The 12,640-nt window shown below is 69.6% G+C and carries 8 protein-coding genes; 4 read left to right on the forward strand and 4 right to left on the reverse strand.

The genetic code is table 11. The features are described 5' to 3' along the window. Positions 1–2 precede the first annotated feature (2 nt). From A6A25_RS10575 to A6A25_RS10585, 3 genes are read left to right on the forward strand one after another with little or no spacing between them, the layout of a single operon-like run. Entirely contained in the window at positions 3–953 is a 951-nt protein-coding gene (locus tag A6A25_RS10575; RefSeq protein ID WP_073888098.1) for a carbohydrate ABC transporter permease, read from the forward strand. Next, the gene (locus tag A6A25_RS10580; RefSeq protein WP_073888099.1) at positions 950–1,798 is read left to right on the forward strand and encodes a carbohydrate ABC transporter permease; all 849 of its coding nucleotides are present in this window, start codon (positions 950–952) and stop codon (positions 1,796–1,798) included. The genes A6A25_RS10575 and A6A25_RS10580 overlap by 4 nt, the downstream gene beginning before the upstream one ends. Positions 1,799–1,822: 24 nt before the next feature. Then, entirely contained in the window at positions 1,823–3,376 is a 1,554-nt protein-coding gene (locus tag A6A25_RS10585; RefSeq protein WP_073888100.1) for a glycoside hydrolase family 43 protein, read from the forward strand. Positions 3,377–4,044: 668 nt separating this feature from the next. Here A6A25_RS10585 and A6A25_RS10590 read toward each other — a convergent pair. The 4 genes from A6A25_RS10590 to A6A25_RS10605 all read right to left on the reverse strand — a co-directional run bounded on the left by A6A25_RS10590 (position 4,045) and on the right by A6A25_RS10605 (position 12,251). After that, entirely contained in the window at positions 4,045–4,644 is a 600-nt protein-coding gene (locus tag A6A25_RS10590; RefSeq protein WP_143193067.1) for a hypothetical protein, read from the reverse strand. 53 nt (positions 4,645–4,697) lie between these two features. After that, positions 4,698–8,165 carry a ThuA domain-containing protein gene (locus A6A25_RS10595; protein WP_073888101.1) on the reverse strand — a complete coding sequence of 1,156 codons (3,468 nt, stop codon included), beginning with the start codon at positions 8,163–8,165 and terminating at the stop codon, positions 4,698–4,700. Positions 8,166–8,466: 301 nt separating this feature from the next. Further along, on the reverse strand, positions 8,467–9,252 hold the full coding sequence (locus tag A6A25_RS10600; protein ID WP_241828581.1) for a FadR/GntR family transcriptional regulator: 786 nt from the start codon (positions 9,250–9,252) through the stop codon (positions 8,467–8,469). A 149-nt stretch (positions 9,253–9,401) separates the two neighbouring features. Next, a complete protein-coding gene (locus A6A25_RS10605) occupies positions 9,402–12,251 on the reverse strand; it encodes a glycosyl hydrolase family 95 catalytic domain-containing protein (protein ID WP_241828582.1) in 2,850 nt (949 codons plus the stop codon). A 101-nt stretch (positions 12,252–12,352) separates the two neighbouring features. On the opposite strand from A6A25_RS10605, the gene A6A25_RS46265 reads away from it, so the two are divergent. Then, positions 12,353–12,487, forward strand: a complete 135-nt coding sequence (locus A6A25_RS46265; protein WP_274534301.1) for a hypothetical protein — start codon at positions 12,353–12,355, stop codon at positions 12,485–12,487. Positions 12,488–12,640 lie beyond the last annotated feature (153 nt).

The raw sequence follows: 12,640 nt of genomic DNA on the forward strand, positions 1-12,640 counted from the left end.
CCGTGACCGCCACGCTCACCCCGCTGCCCACGGCCGACCTGCCACCGCCCGCCGCACCGAAGGCGCGCGGGCTGGGGGAGCGCCTGTCGCCGTACGCCTACATTGCCCCGTTCTTCGTCATCTTCGGGGTGTTCGGGCTGTTCCCGTTCGCCTTCACCTTCTACGTCGCGCTGTTCGACTGGAACCCCATCGGCGACCAGGTGTTCATCGGCGTGGACAACTTCACCCGGATGTTCGGCGACCCCCGGTTCTGGAACGCCACCGGCAACACGCTGAGCATCTGGGCGCTGTCCACCATCCCGCAGCTGCTGCTGGCACTGGTGCTGGCGCACGTGCTCAACCACGCACGACTGCGGTTCGCGTTGTTCTTCCGCATGTCGGTGCTGGTCCCGTACGTCACGTCGGTGGCGGCCACCGCGATCGTCTTCGCGCAGCTGTTCGACCGCGACTACGGGTTGCTCAACTGGCTGCTCGGGCTGGTCGGCGTCGAACCGGTCGACTTCGTGCAGTCCACCTGGGGCAGCCACGTCCTCATCGCCACGATGGTGACCTGGCGGTGGTTCGGCTACACGACGCTGCTCTACCTCGCGTCGCTGCAGTCGGTGCCCAGGTCGGTGTTCGAGGCGGCGGCGATCGACGGGGCGGGACCGTGGCAGCGGTTCCGCCACATCACCGTCCCGTCGCTGCGGCCGGTGATCATCTTCACCGTGGTCACCTCGACCATCGGCGGCCTGCAGATCTTCACCGAACCACTGCTGATCGCCTCGGGCGCGCCGCTGACCTGCGGCGCGGTTCGGCAGTGCCAGACGCTGACGCTGTTCTTGTACGAGCAGGGCTTCGGGCAGTTCGAGTTCGGCTACGGCTCGGCGATCGGGGTCGCCCTGTTCGTCATGGTGGTCGCGATCGCGGCGATCAACTACCTGCTGTCCACCCGGATCAAGGCGGACCGATGACGAGCACCGCACCGCGCCACCGGCCGATCGACCGGGTCCGCTGGTGGACCTACCTGCTGCTGGGTGCGGCCACCGTGGTGTGCCTGTTCCCGCTGTACTGGATGTTCATCGTCGCCACCACCGACACCGCCACCGCGACGAAGATGCCGCCCGAGATCGTGCCGGGCGGCAACTTCTTCCACCTGCTGGGGCTGGTGCTGGAGACGGTGCCGTTCGTGCAGTCGCTGCTCAACAGCCTGGCCGTGGCGACCGCGATCGGCGTGGGGCAGGCGCTGCTGTGCGCGTTGGCCGGGTTCGCCTTCGCCAAGCTGCGCTTCCCCGGCCGCAACACCCTGTTCCTGATCGTCGTGCTGACCATGACCGTGCCGACGCAGCTCTCGGTCATCCCGCAGTACCTGATCATGTCGGAGCTGGGCTGGGTCGACACCCTGCAGGCGCTGATCGTGCCCGGCCTGGCCAGCGCGTTCGGCATCTTCTGGATGCGCCAGCACATCTCCGCGACGATCAGCGACGAGCTGATGCAGGCCGCCCGGATCGACGGCGCGTCCACGTGGCAGGTGTTCTGGCGGATCGCGTTCCCGATCGTGCGGCCGGCGGCGTTCGTGCTGGGCCTGTTCGGGTTCGTCACCGCGTGGAACGACTTCCTGTGGCCGTTCATCGTGCTCAAGTCGCCCGAGCGGTACACCGCGCAGATCGCGATCAAGGCGCTGCAGAACAGCTACGACGTCGACCTCGGGCTGGCCATGTCGGGTTCCTTCCTGGCCACCATCCCGCTGGTCTTCCTGTTCGTCCTCGTCGGTCGCCGCATGGTCGCCGGGATCCTCGACGGCGCCTTCAAGGGCTGAACACCTCGCACAACAAGGGAAACCATGACCTCACCGCAGTCCGAGGCATCTTTCTTCGACAACCCCGTGGTACCCGGGTTCCACCCCGATCCGAGCGTGTGCCGGGTGGGGGAGGACTACTACCTGGTGTGCTCCAGCTTCGAGTACTTCCCGGGTGTGCCGTTGTTCCACAGCCGGGACCTGGTGCACTGGCGGCAGATCGGCAACGTCCTGGACCGCCCGTCCCAGCTGCCGCTGCCGGACGACGCGATGGCGTCCGACGGCATCTACGCACCCACGATCCGGCACCACGACGGCCGGTTCTGGATGATCACCACCAACGTCTCGCACGGCGGCAACTTCATCGTCACCGCCGAACGGCCGGAAGGTCCGTGGTCGGACCCGGTGTGGATCGACCTGCCCGGTATCGACCCCGACCTGGCGTGGGACGACGAAGGTCATTGCTGGTGCTCCTTCGCGGGCGCCCACGGGCCGACCTTCTCCGGCGTGCAAGTCGCCCGGATCGACCCCGAGGCCGGGAAGGTGCTGGAAGGTCCGGTCCCCGCGTGGGCCGGTACGGGGTTGCAGTGGCCGGAGGCACCTCACCTGTACCGCATCGGGGACTGGTGGTACCTGATGATCGCCGAGGGCGGCACCGAACGCGGCCACACCGTGGCCATGGCACGGGCCCGCTCGCCCCTGGGCCCGTGGGAGCCGGCGCCGACCAACCCGGTCCTGTCGCACCGCAGCACGAACCACCCGATCCAGAGCACCGGCCACGCCGACCTCGTCACCACACCGGACGGCGAGTGGTGGATGGTGCTGCTGGCCACCCGACCCGTCGGGTACAGCCCGAAGTTCCACGTGCTGGGCCGGGAAACGTTCCTCACGCCGGTGCGGTGGGAGGACGGCTGGCCTCGGGTCGGTCCGGTCAACTTGCGTGAGCGGGCGCCGAGCGGCGCCCGGCCGGTGGCGGAGGCACCAGGGCGGGACGACTTCGACGCACCGGCGCTCGAACCGCGGTGGATCTCGCCGCGGTCGCGCGCCGACGGCTCATGGTCGCTGACCGAACGGCCAGGGTGGCTCGCACTGCACGCCACCGGATCCACGCTGGACCGGCCCGGCTGCACGTTCCTCGGTCGACGGCAGCAGTACATGGTGAGCCGAACCGCGGTCGCGGTTGATCACTCCGCCGGTCGTGCCGGGCTGTCGGTGCGGTTGGACGAGGGCCACCACTACGACTTGGAGGTGGCCGACGGGCGGGCCGCCGTCATCGCCCGCATCGGCCCCGTGCGCCAGGTCGTGGCCACCCGCCCCGTCCCACCCGGCCCGCTGTCGTTGGTGATCACCACGCGGCCGGTGCGGAAGTGGTCGGAGGGGGAAGAGCGGAGGTCGGGCCTGCACGTCGCCGCTCCGGACTACGTCGCCTTCCACGTGGGCGACGACCCGGAGCCGATGGCCGAGTTGGACGGGAGGTACCTGTCGACGGAGGTGGCGACCGGGTTCACCGGCCGGGTGATCGGCATGTACGTCACCGAGGGCACCGCTTGGTTCGACTGGTTCGAGCACGGTCCGCTCGATGAACCGGACCAGATCTGATCCCCTGTCTGGCCCGTAGGTGGTGCGGGGTAAGAGCCTGGAAAAGCATGTCCTCGCCGGACGGGCAGATCAGCAGGATGACATCCCTCGGTTCCGGCTTCCTCTTGTTCCGTCGGGAACTCCGGGTGGGTTGGTGGTCCCGGGGTACGTGTCATCCCACCGACCTCCCTCCGGGCTACCACACGCGTCAAGGGGGCCTCGAAGTCGGAGTATGAGGCAGCGCTGGCACGAGGCCCCCTTGACCCGTGCGGTAGGGCTACGCCAGGTCGGCGGGATGACACGAACCCCTCCCATGTGAAAGCGGAAGCAACGCCGCCGCACACGCCCCGGGCCCGCTCGACTCCGCGCTCGTCGGCGACCCCCGCGCGCTGTGCAATGGGCACGTCCTTCTCCCCAATAGGAGGGCTTCGTGTCATCCCGCCGACCTGGCTTTGCCCTACCGCACGTGTCAAGGGCGGCGCGTCCAACTTCGACTGTCACTTCACTGGGACCGCGCGCCGCCCTTGACACGTGTGGTAGCCCGGAGGGAGGTCGGTGGGGTGACACGGAGTCCGGGACCACGACGCAACAGGACGTCCCCGACGAAACGAGACCGAGGCGGAACGAGCGGGAGGTCATCCTGCTGATCTGCCCGTCCGGCGAGGACATGCTCTTATCTTTTGATCTTCTCAGCCACCTTCCGGAGCGGTGTCAGCAGGGATCGCACCGGAGCCCGGCCCGGCGGGCAACTGGACGTGCACGTGACCCTTGCCCGCCTCGACACTGATCACATCCAGCTGAAGCGCAGCGACCGACCAAGCGCGCACCGCCAGTGTGCGCTGCACACCGGCCAGAACCAGCAGATCGGCCCCCACCACCGGAGCGCTGACAGCCACGGCGAACCCGTCAACGGCAGCGGCGAGCTGCTGAACGGCGGTCCGCAGCCCAGTGCGTGCGACGTTCACCCCGTTCCCAGCCGACGGCGTCTCCGCATACCGCTCCACCTCTCGCCCCACCACCTCACGCCACCCACGCACCTCCTCAACAGTGGGCGCGGTCGGAGGTACCGAGCCGTCGAGCGGAACGGCTCGGGCCATCGCCTCCAGCACCGGTACCAAGCGCTCCCGCCCACCCCGGGCCAGCTCGATCAACGCACCGACCTGCTCGACGTCGCGCCGTGCTTCCTCCTCCTGCAACTCCGCGATCCGACGCTGCGTCGCATCCGGACCCGACGCCCACGACACGGACACGAATGCCACGGCGAACCCCAGCACGAACGTGGTGACCAAAGCGGTGACCGAGGTCCACGAGGAGCGCGGCCGGGTGGCCGGTGGTCGCCTGCTCACAGCGCCCACCGCTGGTTGGCGCCGCCGTTGCAAGTCCAGATGATCAGCTGGGCGCCGTCGGCCGAGCTGCCGCCGTAGGCATCGAGGCATCTGGTGCCGTTGCGGATCGTGCCGTCGGACTGCACCGACCAGTTCTGGGCAGCCGAGCCGTTGCACGTCCACAGCTGCACCAGCGCGCCGTCCGCAGTGCTGCCACCTTGGACGTTGAGGCACTTGCCCAACGCCTGGAACGTCTGCCCGGTGCGCGTCCACGTCTGGTTGGCGCCGCCGTTGCACGTCCACAGCTGAACCTTCGTGCCGTCCGCGGTGCCATTACCGTTGACGTCGACGCACTTGCCGCCGATGCCCACGATGCGGCCGGTCCCGCCGGTGCCCGGTGTGCCGACCCCTGGTCCGACGAACGTCAGCGAGTCGACGTCGAAGTTGTTCACCGAACCGGTCTTGAACACCAGGAACAACTCCGTGGTGCCACCGGGGTTGGTGACGTTCACCGCGGGTGTGCTGACGTAGTTGTCCCAGCCGCCGGTGCTCGGCACCGGGACCGTGGCGATCAGCGCACCCGTCGGCGATCCGGCGCGCAGCTCGACCGTGCCCCCACCACTCGGCGAGGACAGCCGCAGGGACACCTGGTTGACACCGGTGAGGTTGTACGGGGTGTACGAGATCCAGTCGTTGTTGCCGATGTCGCCGATCCGCGCACCCGACTCCGCCCCGGCCTGCGACACGACCCGCACGCCGGAGGAACCCGTGAAGTACTCGGCCTGCTTGCGCTTGGGCTGCAGCAGGACCTTCCGGCTGCCGTCCAGCGCGGGCACACCGGTCGTGCCGTTGTCGGTGTACTTGCTCGCCGCCACCCAGAACGAGTTCAGCTCGGCGTGCGCGGTGTCGGTCTCCGCCTTGAACGTGCCCGTGCAGCCGGGGATCGGCGAGAGGTCGTGCGCGTGCTGGTCGTGGCCCAGTGCCGGGGTGGTGGTCACCCGGCCGCAGTCGACCGCGCCGTCCTCGGGATCGGTGACGGTGACCGTGTACGGGATCGTGTCGCCCCAGCCGAACACACCGCCGTCCGGGATGCTCAGGTTCACCGTCGGCGCGGTGTTGCCCGAGGTCACGACCACGCTGGTGACACCGGACTTCCCGCCGACGTCGGTGACGGTGAGCTTGGCGTTGAACTGCCCCCTCCCGGTGTAGATGTGCGTGGGGTTGGCCTCGGTGGACGTGGTGCCGTCACCGAACTCCCAGCGGTAGGTCACCGGACCGCCTTCCGGGTCACCGGAACCGGCGCTGGAGAACCGGACGGATAGCGGCGCCGGACCCGAGGTGGGTGAGGCCGTCGCGGTCGCGACCGGGCTCCGGTCGCCGCTGCGGTAATCGATGCGGTAGAGCCCGGAGTCGGGGTTGTCCCGACCATAGCCGGAGCCCCACTCCAGCAGGTACATGCCACCGTCCGGGCCGAACTTCATGTCCAGCGGCGACTTGAAGCTCAGGTTCGACAGGAAGTCGTTGATCTTCAACAGCTTCCCGTCCTGGCCGAGGCGGAACTCCCACATCCGGTTGCGCGACCACTCGCCGAAGAACGGCGTCTGGTCGAAGTAGGCCGGGAACTTGGTGGGCGACGGGTTGTTCGCGTCGTACTGGTAGATCGGGAACGCGCCGGGCGCCTCGCCACCCGAGGGGCTGCCCATCTCCGGGAACTTGTTGCCGTTCGCGCCGTTGCCGTACCAGACGTCGGCCTTGCGCGCGGCGGGCAGCTCGGTCAGGCCGGTGTTGTTGGGCGAGTTGTTCACCGGCCGGTCGCAGTTGAACTTCGCGCCCGACTGGCCGGTGGCGAAGTTGTAGTCGTTGAACGGGATGTTGTCGCCGATGCAGTACGGCCAGCCGTAGAAGCCCGGCGAAGAGATGATGTTCCACTCCACGGTGCCACCGGGTCCGCGGTTCGGGTTGTCGTTGGCCGCGTCCGGGCCGTAGTCGGCCGCGTAGACCACCCCCGTGGTCGGGTGCACCGAGAACCGGAACGGGTTGCGGAAGCCCATCGCGTAGATCTCGGGCCTCGTCCTGGCCGTGCCCGGCGCGAACATGTTGCCGGCCGGGATCGTGTAGGTCCCGTTGGTCTCCGGGTGGATGCGCAGGATCTTGCCGCGCAGGTCGTTGGTGTTGGCGGAGGTGGCCTGCACGTCGTTGCTCGCCCAGCCCGGCCGCTCGTCGATCGGCGCGTAGCCGTCCGAGCGGTGCGGCTGGACGTCGTCACCGGTGCCGATGTAGAGGTTGCCGTTCGGGCCGAACGCGATGTAGCCGCCGGTGTGGCCGGGCTCCGGCGCCTGCCGTGACGACGGCACCTTCATGACCACCCGTTCGCTGGCCGGGTCCAACGCGTCACCGTTCACGGTGAACCGGGAAACCCGTGCGATGTCCTCGCCGCCACCCGCGGGGGAGTACATCAGGTAGATCCACTTGGTGGTGGCGAAGTTCGGGTCGAGCGCGAGACCGGTCAGGCCGTCCTCACCGCCGGTGTAGACGCTGAGCGTGGCGGCGGTGACCGTGGTGCGGGTGTCCGGCTTGTAGACCTTCACCTTGCCGCCGTACTCGGCGTAGAACACCCGGCCGTCCTTGGCGACGTCGAGCGCGGCCGGTCCGACGGTGTTGTCGTCCAGCGCGACCTTCTCGAAGCTGCTCCACACCGTGGGACCGCAGTCCGACTGGACCTTGCCGCCCGCCGACTCGACGCCGCCCCTGACATGCTCGCGGAAGAGCGGCTCCGAGTAGCTGGACGCCTGGTGGCCCATGGCGGTGGCCCACAGCCGACCGCCCTCGAAGTTGCGGCACCACGAGATCGGGTGGTCGTAGCCCATCCGGCTCGTGCCGGGGTCGTACGTCGTCTCGTCGGCGGTCACCAGCACGTGCGCGTTGCCGCGGACCGAGCGGGTGAAGTTGTACCACTCCTCGGTGCGCGTCCACCGGTCCGGCAGCGCCGTGCCGGACGGGTGCTTGCGGTCGGCTACCTTCGCGGTGCCCGTCACGGTGGCCGAGTGCTGGGTCATGGTCGCGCCGAGCATCTGGTCCCACCACGGGAACTGCTGCTCGATGTTCATGTCCGTCGCGTTGTGGATGGCGACGAAGCCGCCACCACCGCGCATGTACTTCTGCGCCGCGGCGCGCTGGGCGTCGTTGTCCCACACCATGCCGGAGGTCTGGAGCATGACGACCACGTCGAACGTGGCGAGCGCGGCGTCGTTGAAGATCGACGAGTCCTCGCTCCTGGTCAGCTCCCACTCGTGCTGCGCGGCCAGCTGCTCGAACATCGTGATCCCGGCGGGGATCGAGTCGTGCCGGTAGGCCCCGGCGGCGGTCTTGCTGAACAGCAGCACGTGGAAGCCCTCCGGGTGCGCGGGTGCGGGCGCGGACGCAAGTCCCATCAGCACCAGCGCGCAACCTGCGATCGAAAGAAGGCGCGCGAACCTGTGTCGCATGGCCACTCCTCTGGGGCACTCGAACGGCGACGGATTCGGATTACGCGGCGGCGGTGTGCGCGGTAGGGGTGTGCGTCGGACTCACCCCGCGGGCCCGGCCCGGTCGTCGCGCCTGAAGTGGCGGCCTACCGCGCCGCGGGCGGGATGCGAGTACGTGAAGGTCGGGCCTGCGTGGCGCTCGGCGACACGCCCGGTGCGGAACGACTGGATGTCGTACAAAGACACGCTACTGCGCTGAGATTTGTAGCACACATTTCCGGAACGAGTCCAGACACGGCGGCGCCGCCCGGGACCGTCCCGGTCAGCCGAAGACGCGGCGCTGGATCTCGCTGCGGTAGTCCTGCAGGGTGTTGTCGATGTGGACGCCCGCGGCGTCCGCGGCGGCTTCCGGGTCGCCGTCGCGGATCGCGCGGTAGATCGCCAGGTGCTCCTCGACCGCCTCCGCCGCGTGCCCGCCGATGGTGCCGTGCAGGCCGATGGTGCTGGACTGGCGTTGCAGGCGGCGGGCCTCGCGCACCGCGGCGACCAGGAACTGGTTGTGCGACGCCGCGGCGACGGCGAGGTGGAAGTCGTCGTCGCCCTGGTCGAACAGCGCGACCTGCCCGGTCACGTGGCCCTGCCGGCAGGTCTCGGCCGCGTCGCCGATGGCGCGCAGTTCGGCCGGGGTCGCGTGGATCGCGGCCAGCCGGCTGGCCGCGGTCTCCTGCACGCGGCGGAACTCGAAGAGCATGTAGACGTGGTCGAGGTCGGTCGGCAGGAAGAACCCGCCCCACCGGGACGAGCCGAGCATGCCCTCGTCGTCGGCCACGTAGAGCCCGCGGCCCTTGTGCGCGCGCACCCGCCCGATCGCGGAGAGGATCTTGACGGCCTCCCGGACCACCGTCCGGCTGGTGCCCATCCGCGCGGCCAGCTCGTTCTCGGTCGGCATCCGGTCGCCCGGCCTCAGCTCCAACTCGGCGATGAGCTGCAGGATCTGCTCCGCCACCAGCTCGTAGCCCGGGCGGTAGGGACCGGTCGCACGGGTGGTGTCCGGCTGCCCGGGGGACGCGCCGGTCGGGTCGCCGGGCGCGAGTGCGCCATCCGTCAACGCCGCTCCTTCGTGACGGGTCGCCTGAAGACGACGGCTCAACACCGTCCGGACAGCTTACATCCGACCGGTCGACCGCCGGAGCGCGGTGGTGGGGATGAGTACTACTCATCGCGGGGGTGCAGTGGGCGGTACCTCCTCGATGTGCGTCAGACGCGCTGGAGCTGGAAGCGCTGGTTGGAGCTGCCGGTGGGCGTCCACTGCGAGATGCGGGCACCGTCGGTCGTGGCCGCCGACCAGACGTCCATCGCGAGCCCGCTCTGCTGGTTGACCAGGCTGATCACGCCCCCGCCGTGGTCGATCAGCCGCCACAGCTGGTTCGGGGTGCCGGCATCGCGCTGCTGGGTGATGTCGGCACCACTGGCGGTGCCCGCGACCTGGAGCACCAGGCCGCTGTGCCGTGCCCGGACCCGGTAGTGGTCGCCGGAGGGCAGGAAGTCGAACTGCTGGTTCTGGCCCGTCGTGGCCGACCACTGGACCAGGACGGCGCCGGCGGACGTCGACGCGCCGGTGACGTCGGCCCGCTTGCCGCTGTGCTGCGCCACGAGGCGGTAGTGCACGCCCGGCTCGACCAGCGGCGGCCGTCCCTGGGGCGTCACGCGGTAGGTGTGGCCGGCCTGCCCGACGAACCGGACCAGGTCGGGCTCGACCCGCTCCGGCTGGACCACGGCGCCACCGGTTTCGTCACGCAGTTCGAACGCCCCCGTGAACACCCGGCCGCGCACCTTCACGACCCCGTCGCGATCAGGGGTGACGGACAGCTCGGTCGCCCAGCCGCCGCTCCACGCGGCACCCACCGTGTACCCGCCCCGGCCGCGCAGCCCGACCACCCTCCCGGTCGACCAGGCGGACGGCAACGCGGGCAGCACGTGCAGCTCGCCGTTGTGGCTGTGCAGCAGCATCTCGGCGATACCGGACGTGGCGCCGAAGTTGCCGTCGATCTGGAACGGCGGGTGCAGGTCGAACATGTTGGGCGCGAGCCTCGCCGGTGTCACCAGGGAGCGGATCAGGTCGTGCGCCCGGCCGCCCTCCTCCAGCCGCGCCCAGTAGTTGATCTTCCAGGCCAGCGACCAGCCGGTACCGTCGTCGCCGCGCAGCTGGAGGGTGCGGCGGGCGGCCTCGAACAGCTGAGGCGTGCCGCGCTTGGTGATCTGGTTGCTCGGGTGCAGGCCGTACAGGTGGGAGACGTGCCGGTGGTTCGGCTCGGTCTCCACCCAGTCGTGCAGCCACTCCATGATGTTGCCGCGGGAGCCGACCCGCGTCGGCGCGAGCCGTTGAGCCGTCGCACGGACCCGCGTCCGGAAGTCGGTGTCCACCCCCAGCACCTCCGAGGCGCGGGCGCAGCCCTCGAACAGGTCGCGCAGGATCTGCATGTCCATCGTCGGACCCGCGCACACGCTGGCGTTCGGGTGGTGCGGCAGTTCCGGCGAGTTGGAGGGGTTCGTGACCAGCCACTTCAGCGTCGGTTCCTCGACCAGCGTGTCGAGGAAGAACTGGGCGGCGCCCTTCATCGCGGGGTAGTAGGACCGCAGGAACGCGACGTCGCCGGTGAACAGGTAGTGGTCCCAGATCATGGTGGCCAGCCACGCGCCGCCGGTCTGCCACATGCCCCACACCGCGCCGTCGACCACCGAGGAGCCCCGCCACCCGTCGGTGTTGTGGTGGGTGACCCAGCCACCGGCGTTGTACTGCGCCCGCGCGGTGCGGGCACCGGTCACGGTCAGGTCCTCGATCATGCGGAACACCGGCTCGTGGCACTCGGACAGGTTGGTCGAGTCGGTCGGCCAGTAGTTCATCGGCAGGTTGGCGTTGAGCGTGTACTTCGAGTCCCACGACGGTGCCATCTGGTCGTTCCAGATGCCCTGCAGGTTGGCCGGCTGGGTACCGGGCCGTGACGACGAGATCAGCAGGTAGCGGCCGTACTGGAAGAGCAGGGCGGAGAACTGCGGGTCGACGGTGCTGTTGTGCCGCGTGATCCGCACGTCGGTCGGCTGGTCCGCCGCGGCGGTGCGGCCGAGGTCGAGGGTGACGCGTCCGAACAGCCGCTGGTAGTCGGCCACGTGCCGGCCGCGCAGCACGTCGTACGCCAGGCCTTGGGCACCGCTGAGGCGTCCCCGGGCGATGCCCTGGTAGTCGCCGCTCACGTTGCGGTAGTCGACGTAGCTGGTGCCGATCGAGATCAGCAACGTCACGCTGGTGGCGTTGGAGACCCGCAACGTGCCGCCGGAGCTGCTGGTGGTCCCGCCCTCGGCGACGGCCTTGGCCAGCGCGAGGAACCGGACGGAACCCGCGATGCCCCGCTGGTCGCCCGACCGGCCGTCCAGCCCGATCGTCGTGCCGTCGGGGCTGGACGCCGTGGCGCGCTGCGGCGTGCCGAACGACGCGGTGAACGAGATCGAACCCGGCGTCTCGGCCGTGAGGCGCACGGCGATCACCTGGTCCGGTGCGCTGGCGATCACCTCGCGCCGGTACCGCACGTTGTTCGCCGTGTAGGTCACCACCGTCGTCGCGGTGGTCAGGTCGAGCCACCGCTGGTAGCCGGTGACCGTGCCCGGAGCGGGGAAGGTGAGCCGGAGGTCGCCGACGGGCTGGTAGGCGAGCTGGCCCGCCGGGTTGCCCAGCATGGCCTGGTCGACCAGGCTCTGCGCCTGCGCCCACTGGTTGGCGAACACCAGCCGTCTGATCTCCGGCAGGGCGGCCGCACCGCGGGTGTTGGTGTAGTCGTGCGGCCCGCCCGCCCAGACCGTGTCCTCGTTGAGCTGCAACCGCTCCGCGTCGACGTTGCCGAAGACCATGGCGCCGAGGCGGCCGTTGCCGACCGGCAACGCGCGCAGCCAGTCCGTCCCGGCCTGCTCGTCGTACCACAGCGCCAGGTCGCCGACCGCGCGGACTTCCGGCGGCGCGGCCGACTGCGCACGGGCCGTCGCCGTCCAGCCGACCGGTGCGAGCGCGGCCCCGACGCCCACCGCACCGAGCTTCATCAGTCGCCTTCGTGGCATGTCCGTCATCGAAGCACCCTCCAAAGGGGACGGTCGTCCACGCGCCGGCGGTGTGGTGGGCGGAACCTCGCGGCCGGAGCCTGCGGGCAACGTAGCCAGGGGTGATCCTGGCCGTCAACCACCCGGACCAGCTCAATGTGAGCGCTAACATCTTTAGCACCGCGCTGACCTCATCGAACCCGGATTCGACGCGTGACGCCATTGCTGTGTCGGACAATGAGCTGTCCGCCATCTAGTTAGCGCTAACACTTTTAGCACCGCCGAACGTTGACGCTCCACATCGCCGATGGCTACGGTGCCGAGCAGGCGCCGGTGTCGCGCGCCTTTCCGGTCCGCCCGTCGACGATGACGAGGAGACTCTTCGATGCGACGATACTTATTTGCCGTCG

It is taken from the genome of Saccharothrix sp. CB00851 (assembly GCF_001905065.1).
Lineage (GTDB): Bacteria > Actinomycetota > Actinomycetes > Mycobacteriales > Pseudonocardiaceae > Actinosynnema.

Bases quoted from the DNA above. Each gene is read 5' to 3' on its own strand.
- A6A25_RS10580 (WP_073888099.1), top strand. From the start codon at position 950: ATGACGAGCACCGCACCGCGCCACCGGCCGATCGACCGGGTCCGCTGG.
- A6A25_RS10585 (WP_073888100.1), top strand. From the start codon at position 1,823: ATGACCTCACCGCAGTCCGAGGCATCTTTCTTCGACAACCCCGTGGTA.
- A6A25_RS10595 (WP_073888101.1), bottom strand. From the start codon at position 8,165: ATGCGACACAGGTTCGCGCGCCTTCTTTCGATCGCAGGTTGCGCGCTG.
- A6A25_RS10605 (WP_241828582.1), bottom strand. From the start codon at position 12,251: ATGCCACGAAGGCGACTGATGAAGCTCGGTGCGGTGGGCGTCGGGGCC.